Origin of the sequence: Pontixanthobacter luteolus, from assembly GCF_009828095.1 — a bacterium.
GTDB classification, from domain to species: domain Bacteria; phylum Pseudomonadota; class Alphaproteobacteria; order Sphingomonadales; family Sphingomonadaceae; genus Pontixanthobacter; species Pontixanthobacter luteolus.
The window spans coordinates 909,056-927,496 of record NZ_WTYP01000002.1 but is presented as its reverse complement, the minus strand read 5'-3'; the positions used below and the strand labels follow the sequence as shown (position 1 = coordinate 927,496).

General features: G+C 60.9%; 14 protein-coding genes. 10 read left to right on the top strand and 4 right to left on the bottom strand.

Annotation, left to right across the window (positions count from 1 at the left end; all coding sequences use genetic code 11):
- Nucleotides 1–136: 136 nt before the first annotated feature.
- Both GRI43_RS12890 and GRI43_RS12885 read right to left on the bottom strand, forming a co-directional pair.
- Nucleotides 137–1,669 carry a preATP grasp domain-containing protein gene (locus GRI43_RS12890; protein ID WP_160731485.1) on the bottom strand — a complete coding sequence of 511 codons (1,533 nt, stop codon included), beginning with the start codon at nucleotides 1,667–1,669 and terminating at the stop codon, nucleotides 137–139.
- The gene (locus GRI43_RS12885; RefSeq protein WP_160731484.1) at nucleotides 1,666–2,175 is read right to left on the bottom strand and encodes a hemerythrin domain-containing protein; all 510 of its coding nucleotides are present in this window, start codon (nucleotides 2,173–2,175) and stop codon (nucleotides 1,666–1,668) included. Before GRI43_RS12885 ends, GRI43_RS12890 begins: the two co-directional genes overlap by 4 nt.
- A 59-nt stretch (nucleotides 2,176–2,234) precedes the next feature.
- On the opposite strand from GRI43_RS12885, the gene GRI43_RS12880 reads away from it, so the two are divergent.
- The 5 genes from GRI43_RS12880 to GRI43_RS12860 all read left to right on the top strand — a co-directional run bounded on the left by GRI43_RS12880 (nucleotide 2,235) and on the right by GRI43_RS12860 (nucleotide 8,697).
- On the top strand, nucleotides 2,235–3,071 hold the full coding sequence (locus GRI43_RS12880) for a class II glutamine amidotransferase (protein WP_160731483.1): 837 nt from the start codon (nucleotides 2,235–2,237) through the stop codon (nucleotides 3,069–3,071).
- Nucleotides 3,072–3,324: 253 nt separating this feature from the next.
- Nucleotides 3,325–4,353, top strand: coding sequence for a sodium:calcium antiporter (locus tag GRI43_RS12875; protein ID WP_160731482.1), 1,029 nt, complete (start codon nucleotides 3,325–3,327; stop codon nucleotides 4,351–4,353).
- A 77-nt stretch (nucleotides 4,354–4,430) separates the two neighbouring features.
- Entirely contained in the window at nucleotides 4,431–5,171 is a 741-nt protein-coding gene (locus GRI43_RS12870) for an ABC transporter ATP-binding protein (RefSeq protein ID WP_160731481.1), read from the top strand.
- Nucleotides 5,168–7,531 (top strand): FtsX-like permease family protein, encoded by a 2,364-nt coding sequence (locus GRI43_RS12865; RefSeq protein WP_160731480.1) that lies wholly within the window; start codon nucleotides 5,168–5,170, stop codon nucleotides 7,529–7,531. Before GRI43_RS12870 ends, GRI43_RS12865 begins: the two co-directional genes overlap by 4 nt.
- Nucleotides 7,531–8,697 (top strand): efflux RND transporter periplasmic adaptor subunit, encoded by a 1,167-nt coding sequence (locus GRI43_RS12860; protein WP_160731479.1) that lies wholly within the window; start codon nucleotides 7,531–7,533, stop codon nucleotides 8,695–8,697. Before GRI43_RS12865 ends, GRI43_RS12860 begins: the two co-directional genes overlap by 1 nt.
- On the opposite strand, the gene GRI43_RS12855 is transcribed toward GRI43_RS12860, so the two are convergent.
- Complete coding sequence (locus GRI43_RS12855) at nucleotides 8,674–11,466, bottom strand: cation-translocating P-type ATPase (protein WP_160731478.1); 2,793 nt, start codon at nucleotides 11,464–11,466, stop codon at nucleotides 8,674–8,676. The two genes, GRI43_RS12860 and GRI43_RS12855, sit on opposite strands and share 24 nt — an antisense overlap.
- Before the next feature lie 252 nt (nucleotides 11,467–11,718).
- Here GRI43_RS12855 and GRI43_RS12850 point away from each other — a divergent pair, with 252 nt between their 5' ends.
- Together GRI43_RS12850 and lptB are read left to right on the top strand one after the other, a co-directional pair.
- Nucleotides 11,719–13,263: an MBL fold metallo-hydrolase RNA specificity domain-containing protein gene (locus tag GRI43_RS12850; protein ID WP_235903758.1), complete on the top strand. Its 1,545-nt coding sequence runs from the start codon at nucleotides 11,719–11,721 to the stop codon at nucleotides 13,261–13,263.
- Between the two features lie 113 nt (nucleotides 13,264–13,376).
- Nucleotides 13,377–14,084: an LPS export ABC transporter ATP-binding protein gene (gene lptB / locus GRI43_RS12845; protein ID WP_160731746.1), complete on the top strand. Its 708-nt coding sequence runs from the start codon at nucleotides 13,377–13,379 to the stop codon at nucleotides 14,082–14,084.
- Here lptB and GRI43_RS12840 read toward each other — a convergent pair.
- Nucleotides 14,081–14,524, bottom strand: a complete 444-nt coding sequence (locus GRI43_RS12840) for a DUF2267 domain-containing protein (RefSeq protein ID WP_160731476.1) — start codon at nucleotides 14,522–14,524, stop codon at nucleotides 14,081–14,083. The genes lptB and GRI43_RS12840 overlap by 4 nt on opposite strands.
- Before the next feature lie 194 nt (nucleotides 14,525–14,718).
- On the opposite strand from GRI43_RS12840, the gene acsA reads away from it, so the two are divergent.
- Genes acsA through GRI43_RS12825 form a run of 3 tightly spaced genes read left to right on the top strand, consistent with a single transcriptional unit; the run spans nucleotide 14,719 to nucleotide 18,439 of the window.
- On the top strand, nucleotides 14,719–16,470 hold the full coding sequence (acsA, locus tag GRI43_RS12835; RefSeq protein WP_235903757.1) for an acetate--CoA ligase: 1,752 nt from the start codon (nucleotides 14,719–14,721) through the stop codon (nucleotides 16,468–16,470).
- On the top strand, nucleotides 16,467–17,459 hold the full coding sequence (gene pdhA, locus GRI43_RS12830; protein WP_160731475.1) for a pyruvate dehydrogenase (acetyl-transferring) E1 component subunit alpha: 993 nt from the start codon (nucleotides 16,467–16,469) through the stop codon (nucleotides 17,457–17,459). Before acsA ends, pdhA begins: the two co-directional genes overlap by 4 nt.
- Nucleotides 17,456–18,439 carry an alpha-ketoacid dehydrogenase subunit beta gene (locus GRI43_RS12825; RefSeq protein ID WP_160731474.1) on the top strand — a complete coding sequence of 328 codons (984 nt, stop codon included), beginning with the start codon at nucleotides 17,456–17,458 and terminating at the stop codon, nucleotides 18,437–18,439. The genes pdhA and GRI43_RS12825 overlap by 4 nt, the downstream gene beginning before the upstream one ends.
- Nucleotides 18,440–18,441 lie beyond the last annotated feature (2 nt).

Here is an 18,441-nt window from a genome sequence, read left to right as displayed (position 1 = left end):
CGACTTCCAACGGATGCCGAAAAAGCTGATTCTTTTCCGCGCAATAGAAAGATGAACAGGCGCCCCCAATGGGCCTATACGGAACCATCCGTACTGAGCATTCGCGCGGGCGATGCAGGCGCCCCGAACCCGGCTTTCATTGTGTCAGGCTGTCCAGACATGCGCGTTCACGCGCGATTACGTCTGCGCGGTCCGTCCCAAGCAGGAGGAGGTCGAAGCCACCCCGTTGCAGCCTTCCCGGCGTAAGCAATATCGCCCCGTTCCGATCCCCTCCGGCGCGGAATAAATGCGGGCGGCAGGCTTGCAGAAATTCATCCATCGCTATTGCGCGCCCGTCCGCAATCGTCCGCTCTGTGATCAGCAGGGCGCGGTTTCGCCAGTCACCCACAAGCCTGCTTGCCAGAGTCATGGGAATTGAAACGCCGCCCCAGCGGCCATTGCATTCGACCCAATGCAGGCGGTTTTCCTGACCCTGCCCCATACCGCTGGCGGCGATCAGCACGGCATCGAAACTGCATCTGCCGAAATAGCCCAGTTGCTGAAAAAGCATCCCGAGCCTTAGCGCCTGGCTGGCAATTTCCCGCTGTTCCGCATCAGGCAGTTCACTGGGTATGCCGCCCGCGAAACGCGCATTTTCGTGAACGGTTATCTGGTCGAATATTCCTTCAACCAGCGGAGGACCATCTTCCGGATGGGGGATCCACAATTGGGCTGACGGTGTCGCCGCAAGCGGGCCTTCCCATGCCGTCACCTGAACCGGAAACGGGTTCTGCCAGTCCCGATCTTCGATCATATCGCGCAACTGTGCCGCCAATTGCGGTGGCGAAAGCGATGTGAGCTGATCACTGTCGAGCACGATATTGCCCAGCGATGCGGCACTATGCGTCAGTTTCACTGCCACGCGTCCATGTTCCTGGATGAAACGGCGAAGATATCCGGCCAGCGCCCCCATGCCATAGACGGCTCTGCTGTGCGGAATGGCATCCTCGCCAAGCAGCGACGCAGCCCAGCGCGCAAACCATATCTTGTCGTTCACCGCTCGCATCAACGCTGGCGGCGGGCCTGAGACACGCACAGGCACGCCCGACCGCAGGGCAATTTCGCCCGCCAGACGCCAAATCCCCCCAGTTGCCATGTAAGGTATGACGTTCAGCCCGCCGTGATCCTTCGCACGGCTGACAGTTCGCGTAATCAGATCGTGATCCGCCAGACAAGCCTGCGCGAGCGATTGATGAGGGTCAGCAAGCGGCGGCGCGATCACTTCGACATCACCCAGATCCAGCGTATCGCGGCAATATTCTTCGAACGCCCTGTTTCGCTGACCGTAGACCGCGACTAAGTCTCCATCAGCGGCCAGCAGCATGGCGCGGTAGCTGAGATTGGCGTCGGCCCCGCGGTCATGTGCCAGTTGGATGCCGCTGTGATCCTCTATCAACAGTGCCGGGGCATCGATCTGCCCCGTGGCCAGATCATCGGCCAGCGGCGGCACGCGGGAAATGCGCGGATCTTCTTCGGCGATCATGGCCGCCACGGCGGAGATATGCCGACGCTGGTCCGGTGAAAGGGGAATGTCGAAAACAGGCGTGATGGGCGTGCGGACCGATGCCGGCTGCGTACCGTCCGCCACGTGCGACCCAGGCGCTCGTGTCAACTGCGTGGCGGTAGTCATTCAGCGCTCTTGCTTGGTGCTGCTCTCTTGGCCGGTGCCACTTCGCTCCAGCGGATATCAGCCTCTCTCAATTCGGCAAGTTTGGCGAGCATTGTCCGTTGTTCATCAGCAGGAATGCGGCCCATCGCGCCAAACATTTCGCCGCATTCAGTGACATGGTGCTCCATATTCTCTACTTCGGAAAGCATCTGTTCCATGCGTTTGGCGTCTGGCCATGCCTCGTCAGGCATAGACCGAATAAGAGTGAGCACGTCCTTCCCGGCCTCATGTTCTTCATAGAACCGGTCAACCTCTTCATCCCCGATCAACGGGCGGAGAGCGGGATAAAAGCACTGCTCCTCGAACGCGATGTGCGGTCCTGCTTCGCGGTCAAGTTCGTCAGCTATCTTCTTCGCCGACAAGATGTCGCGGTCGCGCAGCGCTGTTCCCAGACGGTACAATCCGCGGCCCAGAACCGCATGGTCGCGATGAAATTCCGCAAGAAGCTCCTTGACCGGATCGCTCATCGCATCGCTCCGTGACATTCCGGATGTTGCGAAACTGACCGACCAGCGAAAAGCGCCGCATGTGTCGACTTTACGGATTTCGGGCGAGCGAGCCGACCAAGGTGGAATGCACTCTGGTGCATGCGCAGAATGCGTTGATGGTTCAGAGCGAAGCCGATCTGTCCGGAAAATCCCACGCCAATGGCTGGGGCCTTGCAACGTTTGAAAACGGCGCGATGCATATCGAGCGGCAGGCCTGGGCGGCATATCATGGCGAACATTTCCGCCGCGCGGCCGCGCGCATCTATTCGCAGCAAGTCCTTGCCCATGTCCGCCGGGCGACGGTGGGCAAGCCGACGCTGGCCAACACCCATCCGTTTGTCGATGGCGGGTGGGCGCTGATCCATAACGGCACCATCCCGCATTTTGATCAGGTTCGCCCGCTGTTGCTGGACAGGCTTCCCGAACACAGGCGTGCTGCGGTTGGCGGGGACACCGATAGCGAACACATCCTGCAATTGCTCAGAACGTTGCAGGAGAGCCAGCCGAGCCGCCCGCTTGCCGAAGTGCTGGCTGAGTTGATGACCATGGTGATTGGCTGGACCCGTTCGATCGACCGGAATGCCCGACCAGGCCTCAATCTGCTGGTTACCAATGGACTGGAGATGGCCGGAACACGCCTCAACCGGCCCTTGCATTTCGTCGCGCGGCGCGGTGTCCATGATTGTGAGATTTGCGGCTTCCCGCACATTCATCACAGCGAGAGGCACCGCTACCGCGCGCTGGTTGTGGCGTCGGAGCGGATCAGCCACGAAAAATGGCAAGAAGTGCCGAACGGGTCGGTTTACCGCGTGAACAGGGATTTCAGATTGGAAGATCGGCCCCTTGCGGAGATCGCCGGGACTGCTTTGCCGTGAACGATAAGCCGGTTCGTATCCCATATTCCATCACCCTTCAGGCATGCGACCGGAAAAGGGTCTCGCCCGGATTTCGGATACGGAAGCTGAAATACTCTATCACTAGGTAATCATCCGGAAACCTAGTCGGGTCAGGTGATTTACGGATGGCAGGTGACGGTGTCCGCGCCGAATGTCGCCAGACCATGTCGCGAAAGGGAAACCGAAAATTCCGCTATTCTGAGCGGCAGGCCGGTCTCTCCCGCCCTCCCCCATGCTAGAAGTTTTCCCTCTCTCGCTGCTGATCATTGCATTCTTGCTCGGCGCGAGCGCAGTTTGGTGGGCAGGAACGCGCCTACCCCGTTATGTCGTCAGCCTTAGCGACAAGACCGGTCTGGGACAGGGTATCGCCGGTATGCTGGTGCTGGGCGGGATCACTTCCCTGCCGGAACTGGCCACTGCCACAACTGCTGCTGCAATCGGATCGCCGCTGATCGCGCTGAATGATGTTCTGGGCAGTGCGGGGTTCAACATCCTGCTGCTCGCGGCTGCCGATATGCTGCTGGGGCCGAAGCCGCTTACCTCAGTCGTCGCCAAGCCGGTTACCGTGATACAGGGCGTCTTGGGAATGATGCTGCTGGCGCTGGTGATTGCTGCAATCACGGCTGGCGACCAGGCTGTGTTTGGCATCGCCGGCCTGTGGTCGGTGCTGCTGGCCGTCGCTGCGTTGGCAGCGATCAGGATAGCCGACCGATCGGAACGTCGGCCCATGTGGTTGGTGATCAGCCAGCCAGACCTGCCGTTTGCGGAAGAAGAAGATCTTGGCGAACTGGATTGGCGGCAGTTGCTGGTCGGCCTCACTGTCTTGGCAGCGATCATCCTCGTCGGCGGGGCCACGCTTGCAGTATCGGCGACATTGATCGCGGCAAATACGGGCATAGGCGGCAGCCTGATGGGGTTTCTGTTCGTAGCAGCCGCGACGTCTCTACCGGAACTGAGCGCGATTACCGGCGCCATCCGCCATCACCGATATGAGCTTGCCGTGGGCGAGATATTCGGATCGAACCTGTTTAATCTGGCACTGATTGTCGTGATCGATATCGTAGCCTCGGGTCCGCCGATCCTCGAATTGGCCGGCCCGTTCGAAGCCACGGCAGCGCTGCTTGCGCTGGTCCTGTCCGGCATCTTCGTGCTGGGATTGGTCGAACGCAGGGACCGGACGATTTTTCGAATGGGAGAAGACTCCATCGCGGTGCTGGTAATCTATGCTGCCGGGCTCAGCCTCCTCCTCACCATAAATTGACAGCGCTTCGGAAAGAGCGGACCCTCATAGGGTATTTGCGTAGTTTTCACGCTTTAATTGCGGACTAGACTGGAAGCATGGCTGTCCACGGCGATTTTTCAGAGAGTGATGTGCGCCGGGCAGCCTTCACCGGAAAATCGCTGCGCAAGACTTATGTCACTGGCGAAACAGAGGTCCACGCGCTGCGCGGTGTCGACCTTGAGATCAATGCCGGTGAAATCCTTGTTCTGCTCGGCCCGTCAGGAAGCGGAAAATCGACGCTTCTTAACATAATCGGGGGGCTGGACCGACCGACATCAGGCGAATTGTGGTACGATGGCAAGGAATTGACAGCGTTGGACGAGGCGGACCTGACCCGTTTCCGGCGCGCGAATATCGGATTCATTTTCCAGTTCTACAACCTGATCCCCAGCCTGACTGCAGAAGAGAATGTTCGCCTGGTGACCGACATTTCGGACCGGCCGATGAACCCGGCCGAGGCCTTGGAACTGGTCGGGTTGCAGGATCGGCGCCACCATTTCCCGGCCCAGCTGTCCGGGGGCGAACAGCAGCGCGTCGCGGTGGCCCGCGCGATTGCCAAGCGCCCCGGCGTGCTATTGTGTGATGAACCCACCGGCGCGCTCGACAGCACCACCGGGGTGAGGGTTCTGGAAACGCTCGCCAATGCAAACCGCGAGCTGGGCACAACCCTGATCCTGATTACCCACAATGCGGGGATCGCCGCGATGGCAGACCGGGTGTTCAACTTTCTCGACGGACAGATCGCGTCAATCGAAGTCAATCAGAACCGCGTCGCGGCATCGGAAATGACCTGGTGAGGTCGCTCGATATCAAGCTGATGCGCGACCTGTGGCGCATGCGCGGACAGGCGCTGGCGATCGGGCTGGTCATCGGTGCGGCGATGGCGACTTTCGTGATGGCGATGGGCGTCCATCACTCGCTGACACAGACACGCGATGCATATTACGACCGCTATCGCTATGCCGATATATTCGTGAACATGACCCGCGCGCCCCGCAGCGTGGTGGAACGGATCGCGGCAATCGGCGGCGTGGCACGGGCAGAGGGGCGGATTGAACAATTCGCCACCCTCGAACTTCCCGGACGGATCAGCCCGATACGGGCGAAGATCAACTCGATCGGCGATGGCGGTGCAAGCTCGCTCAACCGCCTGGTCCTAATCCGCGGCCGCGGCCCCGACATCCAGGCCGCCGGAGAAGTGGTGATCGACAAGGCGTTTGCCGACGCCAATTCGCTGACCGTTGGCGACCGGATAGGCGCCATCATTTACGGCAGCCGCAGCAATCTGGAAGTCGTCGGCATCGGTCTGGCGCCGGATTACATCTGGTCCATTGCCCCCGGCGAACTGGTGCCCGACGCATCGCGTTACGGCATATTCTGGATGGGAGAGAAAGCGTTGGAGGCGGCATCCAACCGCACGGGCGCGATCAATGCATTGTCGCTCACTCTGGAACACGGTGCCAGCGAAGCCGAAGTCATCCGCAGTGTGGATGCAGTGGTTGGCCAGTTCGGCGGTACAGGCGCAGTCGGACGCGAGGACCACCTCTCCAACGCGTTTCTGACCAGCGAACTCGACCAGCTGGAGGCTATGACGAGGGTCATCCCGCCCATCTTCCTGCTGGTTTCAACCTTTCTCGTCTATGTCGTTCTGGGCCGCACGATCCGCACGGAGCGTGAGGAAATCGGCCTAATGAAGGCTTTCGGTTACACCAATTGGGCAGTTGGCTGGCACTATCTCAAATTCGCCTTTGCCATCGCTTTGATCGGCATTGTCATGGGTTCGCTCGCTGGCTGGTGGATGGGGCGGTCCATGACCGGACAATATGCCGAGTATTACCGCTTCCCGTTCCTGATCTTTCAGATTTCGCCTGCGGTATTCGCCGGTGGATCGCTGCTTTCACTTGCCTCGGCAGGAATTGGCGCGCTGGGCGGGGTCCGGTCCGCAGTGCGTCTAACCCCGGCAACCGCGATGTCACCGCCGCCGCCACCAGTTTATCATGCCGGGCTGGTAGAGAGGCTGGGTGACAGAGCCGGGCTGACCGCCGTCGGCAACATGATTGTGCGCCACATTGCACGCTGGCCCGGGCGATCGGCGATCACGTCATCCGGGGTGGCGATGTCGCTTGGCCTGCTGTTCGCAGTGATCCAGTTTATCGATGGTTCGCGGGCCATGCTCGACAATTACTTCTTCCGCGCCCAGCGGCAGGATATCTCGGTCACCTTCATCGAGCCGCGCAATGAGAAAGTCCTCTACGATCTGGCCGCCCTGCCCGGTGTCATCAGGGTTGAACCTGCACGAGCCGTGGCGGTCAGGATGCGGCACGGCGCGGTGGCAGAGCGGGTGGCGATAGAGGCCGCCAACAATGATGACCTGCTAACCGCGCGGGTCGATAGCGACGGTTTCGAAGTCGATCTGCCTGCTGCCGGATTGATGCTCAGCAGGCCGCTTGCTGCCAAGTTACGGGTTTCCGCGGGTGACAATGTCGAGGTTGAATTGCTGGGCGGCAGGCAGACGCAGACGGTGATGACCGTGGCCAGCATCATTGACGAGCTGATCGGAACCCGCGCCTATGCGCAGGAAAGCGCCTTGTCGCGCCTGACCCGCGACGGTGCACCAGTGGGCAGCGCCAACCTCCTGATCGACCCGCTGCAGCGCGACGAAATCATTACCAGATTGGGCGAAATGCCTATCGTGCTAGGGTTGACGGAGAGAGATGCCGCAATGGAATTGTTCGAGCAGATAATCGAGGAGAACATCATGTCGATGATGGGTTTCTATATCGCCTTTGCCAGCGCGATTGCCGTGGGGGTCGTCTATAACAGTGCGCGCATCCTGTTTTCGGAAAGGGCGCACGAACTGGCAACCCTCAGAGTGCTGGGATACCAGCGGCGCGAAGTTGCCATCGTCTTGCTCGGCGAACTTGCGCTGCTGGTTGCCATCGCGGTGCCGCTTGGCTGCATCGCCGGTTACTGGCTGGCGCAGCTGATGATCTCGATGTTCAGTTCTGACCTGTTTCGTTTACCCTTTGCGCCTGATCGGTCGAGCTACGGCTTTGCGATATTGGTTATTCTGGCGGCAGCAGCGGCCACCGCGATGATCGTCGCCCGCCGGGTTACCCGGCTTGACATGGTACGTGTTCTGAAGGCTCGCGACTGATGCTCCAAACACTCAAAAAATGGCGCTGGGCAATCCTGATCACGGGAATTCTTGCTGCAGGATTGTTATACAGTTTCTGGCCTGAGGCCGAAGCGGTCGATCTGGGCGAAGTGACACAGGGCCCCATGTCGGTCGGTGTAACAGATGACGGGGTGACGCGGGTCACGGAACTGTATCAGGTCGCCGCGCCTGTCACCGGATACGTCACCCGTATCGAACTGGAACCGGGTGACCCGGTCACTGCCGGCCAGACCGTCATCGCGCGCATGGCCGGCATTCCGTCACAGCCTCTCGACCAGCGCAGCCGCAGCGAAATCCGCAATGCCATAGACGCCTCGCGCGCGGCAGAGCGCAGCGCGGCTGCCACCTCCCGTCTGGCCGATGCGGAACTCGGTAGGGCAGAAGCGCTGGCTGAACGCGGATTTGTTTCGAAGGCGCAGCTGGAAGCCAAACGGGCCAGTGCCGCCAGCGCCCGCGCGGATATTGCCCGTACCGGCGCAGAAACCCGGCGTCTGCGAAGCCTGCTGAACGAACCGGCAGCGGCGGGCACTCCCTCAGGAGGTTCCATCGCTGTCCGATCACCTGAAAGCGGGGTGGTGCTGCGGCGTCTGAACGAAAGCGAAGGGGTGATCGTACAGGGCACACCGCTGATCGAAATCGGCAATCCAGCACAGATCGAAATCGCTGCCGATCTGCTTTCCCGGGCAGCAGCGCAGATCAAGCCGGGCGATCGTGTCGAAATCACTCGCTGGGGCGGAGACGGCGCTCTACCCGGGCGCGTTCGCTCGGTCGAACCGTCCGGCCAGCTGAAGATCTCCGCGTTGGGTATCGAAGAGCAGAGGGTGAATGTAATCATCGATTTCAGCGATGGCGCACGCCAGCGGATCGCCAGCCTGGGTCATGGATACCAGGTCGACGTGACCGTGATCCTGTGGCGCGAAGAGGATGTGATGCGCGTGCCTGTCGGGGCGCTGTTCCGGGGTACAGAGGGCGGGTGGCAAGTCTTCGTGATTGACGGCGGCCGTGCACGCTTGAGAGACATAGAGATCGGGCACCTCAACGAAGAATTCGGCGAAGTGTTGAGCGGGCTGGAGGCTGGAGAGAAGGTTATCCTCAACCCGTCCGGTGCGATTGGAGACGGTTCAAGGGTCCGTGAGCGCGACTGAACTATCGCGCCGGGAAAATGACAGCCATGCTTTGGCCGCTTCGGTTACCAGCAAAACGATCAACGCCCCTGCAAGGCATTGGCCCAGTGTTGACCATCCGACCGGCGCCACACCCAGCAATCGCTGCGCCGGTCCGAAATTCATCGCCCCCACCTGCAAGGCCAGCGCGCTGAAAATACCGGCAAACATCCAGTAATTTTCCTGCCTCTGCCAGCGCCAGAACGGATGCTGCAAATTACGGACGTTGAGCAGAAACGCGTTCTGGAACAGGACGACCATCAGCAGCACGTCATTGCGCGCCTCCCCGATATCGGCCCCTGCACCCAGCCGCGTGCCCAGCATCCAGACCGCCACGAACGTCATTACGATTGCGCCCGGGACCATCAGGATCAGTGCCTCCCGATCGATCAGCGCGGCAAGCTTTCGCCGGGGCGGGCGCTGCAATTCGTTCCCCTCACCCCGCCCGAATCCCAGCGTCACGTCCTGCACTCCGTTGGTGACGAAATTCAGCCACAACAGCTGAACCGGGGTGAGCGGCATGGGCAATCCCGCTGCGAGAGCGCCCAGGAACATGCCAATCTCCGCCAGCCCGGTTGCAAGCATGAACAGCACGATCTTGCGGACGTTGAGGAATGTAATCCGCCCTTCCTCGATACCGGCCACAATGGTCGAGAAATTATCGTCGGCCAGAACCAGATCGGCGGCACCGCGCGCGACATCGGTTCCTCCGCGGCCCATGGCGACCCCGATGTCGGCGGCCCTTAGTGCAGGTCCGTCATTCACCCCGTCGCCGGTTACTGCCACGATCTCGTCGCCGCCCTGCAATGCCTGCACGATTGCCAGTTTCTGCGCTGGTTCGATCCGCGCATAGATTGGCGCGCTACGTACGGCATCTCGAAAGGGCGCGCTGCCCGGTTCGAGACGCGCCAGCTGCGAGCCGGTAATGACCGAGCCTCGATCGACAGACAGGCCCATTTTGCCCGCAATGGTCAGCGCCGTTGCCGGATGATCGCCGGTTATCATTCGAACCTGAATGCCGGCAGCGCGGCATTTCTCGACCGCTTCGATTACGCCGTATCGCAGGGGGTCTGCCAATCCTACGAACCCGAGCAGACGCAGGCCATTCAGCTGCGCCGCAATGCTTTGCGATGCCTGATGGGCATTGCCTTCCGCCAGCACGATGACGCGGTAACCCTGTGCCGCCATCTTCTCTGCAATCTCGCCGCTGGCCCCGCCGCCGTTTGCCCCGCCGCCGTTGGAGCACATGGGCAAGACGGTTTCAGGGGCACCCTTCACCACCAGCCGCCTGTTGCCGTCGATGCTTGCCTCCACAGCGGCATAACGCAGCGCCGGTTCATAGGGGACGATGGTCAGGCGCTGCGAAGAAAGCAGTGCCGCCGGGTCCTTGCCCGCCTCACGCGCAAGATCGAGCAGCGCGATGTCCACCGCGTCGCCTACCGGGCTGCCGGTGCTGGTAAGATGGGCTTCGTTGCACAGCGCAGCTGCCATCGCGATAGCGGTCAGGCCTTCGGGCTGGTGACCGTCCAGCCATTGCTTGCGGTGCACACTGCGGCCGTCGGGCAGCGCCACCTGTTCGACCGTCAGCCGGTTGAGCGTGAGTGTACCGGTCTTGTCGCTTGCAATCATTGTGCACGCGCCCAACCCTTCCACAGCTGGCAGCGAACGGACGATGACGTTGCGCCGCGCCATGCGGCTGGCCGCCGCCGATAGCGCCACGGTGACCGCAATCGGTAGCCCCTCAGGAATTGCCGCCACTGCCAGCGCTATCGCCAGCAGCACCATTTCGCGCCACCCCTGACCCTGCAAGGCCAGCAGGCCGATCAGCACCAGAATCAGCGCGCAGCTGGCAAGCGCGATCTGCCGGGCAAGTATCCCCATGCGGCGCACCAGCGGGGTATCGACCGCAGTTCGCGATGCCGCCGCCAGCGTGGTGCCGATCTCCCCCAGCAAGGTCGTAGCGCCCGTGGCGACCACGACACCGAATCCGCGTCCTTCAACCACCGTCGTACCGCCGTGCACCATGTTCAAGCGATCACCCGGCGGCGTTTCTGGCGTGGCGTTTGCCGCCGCATCCTTGGCAACTGGCATGGATTCGCCGGTCAGCAACGATTCGTCGACCCGCAGGCCCGATGTCGACAGCAACCTGATATCGGCGGTGACCTTCATACCGCTCTCCAGCTCGACTATATCGCCCGGCACGATCTCTGCCGACGGTATTTCCCTGGCCGCCCCGGACCGCCGCACCCGGGCGGTTTGCGGCACGAGAGTGCGCAGGGCACGCGCGCTCATATCGGCCTTGTATTCCTGATAGCTGCTGATCAGCGCGTTCGTCGTCAGAACGCCGAAAATGAACACCGCATCCCACTTGTCACCGACCAACAGCGACAGAAACCCTGCGCCCAAGAGCAGATAGATCAGCGGATTGCTGAACTGGCGTGCGAAAATCCGGATCGGCCCGGATCGCCCGGGCTCTGGCAGGCGATTGGGCCCGTATTGTGCGAGGCGTGCCTCCGCCTCGGCCTCCTCCAGCCCGGATTTCGACGATGCAAGTGAGACAATCGCGGTGCTTCTACGGAGCGTATGCCAAGCCTGTTCTGCCATCAGGTCACCGCCCCGTTTTGCAAATGGAACCAAGCGGGCATACGATCTGCGGCTGTTTACCCTTTTGCCCTGCGCGCCGGAGGTTTCCTGCGCTCCGAAAAACGCGGTCAGGCTGGCTTTTGAGCCGAGGCCTGCGGACGCATCCATCCGTAGACCTACCTAATGCGCGGGCGGATCACGGCGTGCAGTCTGGACCAAGATCAGGTTTGGACCAGCTGGCTGAATTTTCTGGGTTTCAGCAATGCCTGCATGGCTAGACTCCACCGCTCCTGAGAAAGGGTTTCGAATGCTCCAGACCTTTATCCCAGACGGCCTTGCCGAAACTGCCGGTGCGGGCCGATGAATGATCGGGTGTCGCTGGAATTTCACGGGGCCGCACATACCGTGACTGGCTCCTGCATGCTGTTCGATAATGGAAAGGCCCGGATTCTGGTCGACTGCGGCCTGTTTCAGGGCTCGCGTTCGCTAGAAATGCTCAACACCGGGCCATTCGCGTTCGACCCCCGCACTATCGATGCCGTCGTTCTAACCCATGCGCATATCGACCACAGCGGGCTGCTCCCCAAACTGGTTGCCAGCGGTTTCAAAGGAGACATCTGGTGCACTGCGTCTACCGCCGATCTGCTGGAACACATGCTCGCAGATTCCGGGCGCATTCACGAAGCGGACACGGAACGGCGAAACCGGCGGCGGGACCGTGCGGGCGATCCGCCTTTCGAACCAATATATACCGAAGCGGATGCCATAGAAGCTTGGCATCACTGCCGCGCCACCAACCGGGAAGAATGGTTCGAGCCTGCCGATGGCTTCCATGCGCGGCTGTGGAACGCGGGCCATATACTGGGCTCCGCATCAGTCGAATTGAACGTCAATGGCACGAAAATCATGTGCTCCGGCGACCTTGGGCCGGAAAACAAGGCATTCCATCCTGAACCGGCCGGTCCAGCCGGGTTCGACCATATCATCTGCGAAACAACATATGGCGACCGCCAGCGGGTCCAGGTCACTATGGAAGAACGGCGCAAGACGCTGGAAGCAGAAGTTCGCAGCGCGATCATACGCGGCGGCAACCTGATCATTCCGAGTTTCGCCCTGGAGCGGACACAGGAACTGCTGCTGGACCTGATCATGCTATCCCGGTCAGGCGCGATCCGCGGGGTTCCGATCTTCGTCGATTCCCCTCTTGCCAACAAGGTCACCGGCGTTTTTGCCCGTTATGCGGAAAATCTGGAAGATACCGGCGGCACGAACATTTTCGATTTCCCAACATTTCATGCAGTCAGCGATGTTGCGCAGTCGATCCGCCTCAATTCAGTGTCCGGAGCTGTCATACTTGCCGCGTCGGGCATGTGCGAAGGGGGGCGTATTCGCCATCACCTGAAACACAACCTTCACCGCAAGGATTCCACCATCCTGTTCGTCGGGTTTCAGGCGCAGGGGAGCCTGGGCAGGGTAATTCTGGAGGGTGCGAAGACAGTCAGGATTTCAGGCGACGATGTCAGGGTGCGTGCGCAAATACGGCGTATCGACAGCTATTCAGCCCATGCCGATCAAACCGAATTGCTCGACTGGATCAAAGAACGCCAACCAGTCACAGGAAGCATCTTTCTGACCCACGGGGAGGACCGCGCGCTAGAGGGTATGCGGCGCAAGCTACAACAGCAGTCCCCCCAAACATCGGTCCGCATCCCCGAGATCGGCGAAGCTTATGATCTCAGAGCGGGAGCGCCGGCAAAACGAACTGCCACCGGTTCGCTGGCAGCGCAGCAGGCGATCGGGCAGGACTGGCAGAACAGCTATGCACGTTTCACCACCAGCCTGCGGGAAAAACTGGCCAGAATAGAAAACGAAGCGCAGCGTCAGAAGGCGATTGATGAAATGCAGGAATTGCTCGATTCCTATGCCGAATTCAAAGAATCCCGGAGGCAAGAACGTAAGCGGTGAAGCGCAAGCCTCGAACTGACACCGGACAACCAAGCATTGAACCAGCTGGCGAGCGCGGCGACAGCGCCGCCTTCCAGCCAGAATTCGGCGAATGCGCGAAGACGGGCCGCTGCCTGGAAGTGATCGACCTCCACAAATCGCTCGCTCGCCGCCCCGTTTTAAGCGGTGTCACGCTGACCGTAAGACCCGGTGAAATCGTTGGATTGTTCGGGCCCGACGGTGCCGGAAAAACTGTCAGCTTTTATTGCATCCTCGGCCTGCTAAGGCCCGACACCGGCCGCGTCATGCTGGATGGCGGCGACATCTCCCGCCTGCCGTTCTATCGGCGTGCAATCCTCGGGCTTGGCTACCTGCCGGAACAGCCATCAATCTTTCGCGGGCTGACAGTGGCGCAGAACATCATGGTTATGCTGGAGACAGTTGAACCGGACCCGGTCATTCGTAGCGCACGCCTCGACGATATGCTGGAAAGCCTTGGCATTGCGCATCTGCGCGACGCGGCGGCAACCTCTCTTTCGGGTGGTGAGCGCAGGCGATGCGAAGTTGCAAGGGCGCTGGCGCTCGATCCGATGATCGTGTTGCTGGATGAACCATTTGCGGGGATCGACCCGCTAACCATCGCCAGTATCAAGGAACTGATTCTGGCGATGAAAGCGCGCAATATCGGGGTGCTTCTGACCGATCAGAATGTGCCCGAAATGATCGGCCTGATCGATCGCGCCTATGTGATGGACGAAGGGCGGATCATTTTCGCTGGCAGCCCGCAGGAGATGCTCCACGACCAGTCGGTTATCGCTGAATATCTCGGGATCGAAGACTAGTTGTCTTGCGCTTCCGGCTCCAGCCACAAGCTGCGGATGCCCCGCGGCAATGACCTGTATACCTTGTCGACCTGCCCGGTTGACAGGTGGCGATCCAGTACGCCGAATACCGCATCGACTGCATCACGCGCGCCAACCTTCCTGGAGGCAGCCAGTTGCTCGGCGACCTGATCCAGAAACTGTTCGCCGCTCTGCCATTCGGCAGGCATCTTTGCAGGGTCGAAACCGTCGTAATATGTGCCCCGCACCAGCAGCGGCAATTGCGCGCCCATGTGCGCCGCGAGTTCGACCGGCAGACGGTCGCGAAGCGTGTGCAGCACGGCTGACAACACCTTCCATGCCAGCGCGCGATCAGGGCCAAGATCATCCATGATCTCGTCCAGCCAGATATGCGTCGCCTGCAGCGTCTTGTCGAAAACCTCCAGTCCGGTGGTGCTCATGTCATATCCCTTCGTCAGCTTCTGGTTTCGCTAAAGAATAGTGCGGCACAGCGAAGGCGGCTTTACGGATATGTCCGCATGCGCTGTCGGCCAAGGCCGCCCGTCCGCCCCCGGAACATTCCCTAATTACTGGATTTGGCAGGGCGCGCACTGTCCGGGCAAGTTTCCGTCTGTTCCGCTTTCAGGAGCGCCGCTTGGCATTTGCAAAGATCGAGAAATCCGCACCGGAGCGTAAATCTGCGAATATGGCCGATTATGACCGGGCCTGCGCAGATCTGAATTGGGACGATTTCCGCGACTGGCTGGACTATCTGCCGAGCGGCGGTCTGAACATCGCTTTCGAGGCGGTCGACCGCCATGTTGCACACGGACGCGGCGATCACGAGGCGATCCGCTGGCTGGGCAAGTCGGGCGAGACGCGAAGCTACAGCTACGCAGACCTGAAAAGGGAAACAGACCGTTTCGCGCGGTTCCTCTCGGACCTTGGGCATGGGCCGGGTGTGCGCGTTTTTTCGCTTCTGGGGCGCGTTCCGGAACTCTATTTTGCGGCGCTCGGCACGCTCAAGGCGGGCGGTGTGTTTTGTCCGCTGTTTTCCGCGTTTGGCCCGGAACCGGTCCGATCACGCATGACTATTGGCAAGGCCGATGTGCTTGTTGCGCGCGCGCGCGACTATGCAAAAAAGGTCGCACCATGGCGGGCCCAGATGCCTGACCTGAAGCATGTTCTGATCACCGAAAGCCCAGATGAAAGCGGTGCCGATACAATCGCTCTTGCAGCCGCACTGGCGCGCACTCCGGCGCAATTCGAACTGGTAGAGACACGTGCCGAGGACATGGCCCTGCTTCATTTCACCAGTGGCACCACCGGAAAGCCGAAGGGTGCTATCCACGTGCACGAGGCAGTCGTCGCCCACAATGCCACGGGCCGTATTGCACTCGATCTCAGGCCGGGCGACATCTATTGGTGCACAGCCGATCCCGGCTGGGTCACAGGCACATCTTACGGGATCATAGCGCCCTTGACGAACGGCGTGACGATGTTGGTCGACGAAGCGGAATTCGATGCCAGGAGATGGTACGAAACGCTCGAACGGGAACGGGTCACGGTCTGGTACACTGCCCCCACCGCAATCAGGCTGCTGATGAAGTCCGGCGCCGAAATTGCCAAGGCGCATGACCTGTCGCGATTGCGCTTTCTCGCCAGTGTGGGGGAGCCGCTCAATCCCGAAGCAGTAGTCTGGAGCCAGAAGCTTTTCGGGCGCCCGTTCCACGACAATTGGTGGCAGACCGAAACCGGCGGGATCATGATCGCCAATTACGCTTCGATGGATGTGAAGCCGGGATCGATGGGCAAACCTCTGCCCGCTGTCGAAGCGGCAATTGTCGAGGAGAATGGCGACAGCGTGCGCGTGCTCGACACGGCGAATGCACCGGGGCATCTGGCGCTCCGGCCCGGCTGGCCATCGATGTTCCGCGGCTATCTGGATGAAGAAAAACGCTATGCCGCATGCTTTAAGGGCGGATGGTATCTGTCGGGCGATCTGGCGATGCGCGATGAGGACGGTTATTTCTGGTTCGTTGGCCGTGCCGATGATGTCATCAAATCGGCGGGACACCTGATCGGACCGTTCGAGGTTGAAAGCGCCCTGATCGAACATCCTGCGGTGGCTGAAGCCGCCGTGATCGGCATCCCGGACGAACGGGCTGGCGAGATCGTCAAAGGTTACGTCACCCTGCACCAGGGGTTTCAATCCTCCCCCCAGCTCAACAAGGAACTGCTCGGCCATGTGCGCAGCAGGCTGGGGGCTGCCATTGCGCCGCGCCTGATGGAAATTGTCGATGATCTGCCCCGCACCCGTTCGGGCAAAATCATGCGCCGGTTGCTCAAGGCACGCGAACTTGGCCTGCCCGAAGGCGACATCTCGACGCTCGAGAAACCGGCATGAACGCCCCTTCGCAAAAGGTGCAGCTTAACCGCGCACATTGCCGCCAGTTGATGCACCAGTTGCTGCGGATCAGGCGGTTCGAGGAAAAATGCGCGGAGCTGTACACGCAGGAGAAAATCCGCGGTTTCCTGCACTTGTATATCGGGGAGGAAGCGGTCGCGGTGGGCACAATGCAGGCGCTTGGCCCGGAAGATGCAGTGGTCGCGACTTACCGCGAACACGGCCACGCGCTGATCCGCGGGGTGCCGGCGGGTGCAATTCTGGCGGAAATGTATGGCAAGCAGGAAGGGTGCAGCCGGGGGCGCGGCGGATCGATGCATCTGTTCGATGCGGCGGCGAGATTTTTTGGCGGCAACGCCATCGTCGGGGGCGGCCTGCCGGTCGCCGCGGGCCTCGCGCTCGCCGATAAAATGCAGGGCCGCCCGCACGTAACCGCCTGCTATTTCGGGGAAGGTGCAGCCGCGGAAGGCGAATTTCACGAGACGATGAACCTTGCTGCCCTGTGGCAACTGCCGGTGCTCTTTATCTGCGAGAACAACCTCTATGCGATGGGAACTGCGCTGAACCTGTCGGAATCGCAGACCGATATCAGCGCGAAAGCTGCCAGCTACAATATCGCATCAGAAGCGGTGGACGGGATGAATGTCGTCGATGTCGAAGTTGCTGCGCGCCGCGCGGCGGCGGCAATTCGCGAAACGGGAAGGCCGTATTTTCTGGAATGCCGCACCTACCGGTTTCGCGCCCACTCCATGTTCGATCCCCAGCTCTACCGTGACAAGGACGAAGTGGAACAATGGAAAGATCGCGGGCCGATTGCGAGGTTCCGCGAATGGACCCTGGAAACCGGCGAATTGCGCGAGGAAGATCTGGCAGAGCTGGAAGAGCTGGTCGCACGCGAGATCGCCGATGCGGTGTCATTTGCGGAAGCCGGGACATGGGAGCCGGTGGAGGATCTGACCCGCGATGTCGGTGCGGAGCGGCGGCAATGAGCGAGCCCGCCGAACTCAGTTACCGCGAAGCTGTGCGCAGCGCGATCCGCAATGCGATGCAAGATGATCCGCGCGTCTTCCTGATGGGGGAGGACGTGGGCCATTACGGCGGCTGCTACGCCGTTTCAAAGGGCCTGCTGGACGAATTCGGGCCGGACCGGATTCGTGACACACCCCTGTCGGAAAGCGCGTTTACCGGCGCGGGAATTGGCGCCGCGATGGGCGGTATGCGGCCGATCGTGGAAATCATGACCTGCAATTTCTCGCTTCTCGCGCTCGACCAGATCATGAACAATGCGGCCACCTTGCGCCATATGTCCGGCGGGCAGGTGAGCGTGCCGCTGGTGATCCGCATGGCGACTGGCGGGGGGCGCCAGCTTGGCGCGCAGCATTCGCACAGCCTTGAAGGCTGGTACGCGCACATCCCGGGCATCCGGGTGCTTGCCCCTGCAACCGTCGAAGATGCGGGCGGGATGCTTGCCCCGGCATTGGCCGACCCTGATCCGGTCCTGATTTTCGAAAACGCGCTTCTCTATAACGACACAGCGCGGGTGGATGGGCTGGCCAAGGCCGATATCGACCACGCTGCCGTGCGCCGTGAAGGGACCGATATAAGCCTGATTACCTATGGCGGTTCGCTGGGCAAGACATTGGCGGCGGCTGAGCTGCTTGAACAGGTCGGCATTTCTGCCGAGGTCCTCGACCTGCGTGTCTTGCGGCCTCTCGATGAAGAGGCGATTCTCGGCAGTGTCGCCCGCACCCGCCGCTGCGTGGTGGTGGATGAAGGCTGGCGATCGGGCAGCATCTCTGCCGAGGTCATGGCAAGGATTTCCGAAAGCGGGTTCTGGAACCTTGATGCCCCGCTTGCCCGCGTCTGCTCCGAAGAGGTTCCCATACCCTATGCAAAGCATCTCGAAGACGCTGCGCTCCCGAACACCGACAAGATTGTCCAGGCCGTTCGCAAGCTGCTTGGCCGCTGACA

Coding starts and splice junctions, on each gene's coding strand:
- GRI43_RS12890 (WP_160731485.1), bottom strand. CDS start 1,669: ATGACTACCGCCACGCAGTTGACACGAGCGCCTGGGTCGCACGTGGCG.
- GRI43_RS12885 (WP_160731484.1), bottom strand. CDS start 2,175: ATGAGCGATCCGGTCAAGGAGCTTCTTGCGGAATTTCATCGCGACCAT.
- GRI43_RS12880 (WP_160731483.1), top strand. CDS start 2,235: ATGTGTCGACTTTACGGATTTCGGGCGAGCGAGCCGACCAAGGTGGAA.
- GRI43_RS12875 (WP_160731482.1), top strand. CDS start 3,325: ATGCTAGAAGTTTTCCCTCTCTCGCTGCTGATCATTGCATTCTTGCTC.
- GRI43_RS12870 (WP_160731481.1), top strand. CDS start 4,431: ATGGCTGTCCACGGCGATTTTTCAGAGAGTGATGTGCGCCGGGCAGCC.
- GRI43_RS12860 (WP_160731479.1), top strand. CDS start 7,531: ATGCTCCAAACACTCAAAAAATGGCGCTGGGCAATCCTGATCACGGGA.
- GRI43_RS12855 (WP_160731478.1), bottom strand. CDS start 11,466: ATGGATGCGTCCGCAGGCCTCGGCTCAAAAGCCAGCCTGACCGCGTTT.
- GRI43_RS12850 (WP_235903758.1), top strand. CDS start 11,719: ATGCTGTTCGATAATGGAAAGGCCCGGATTCTGGTCGACTGCGGCCTG.
- GRI43_RS12840 (WP_160731476.1), bottom strand. CDS start 14,524: ATGAGCACCACCGGACTGGAGGTTTTCGACAAGACGCTGCAGGCGACG.
- pdhA (WP_160731475.1), top strand. CDS start 16,467: ATGAACGCCCCTTCGCAAAAGGTGCAGCTTAACCGCGCACATTGCCGC.
- GRI43_RS12825 (WP_160731474.1), top strand. CDS start 17,456: ATGAGCGAGCCCGCCGAACTCAGTTACCGCGAAGCTGTGCGCAGCGCG.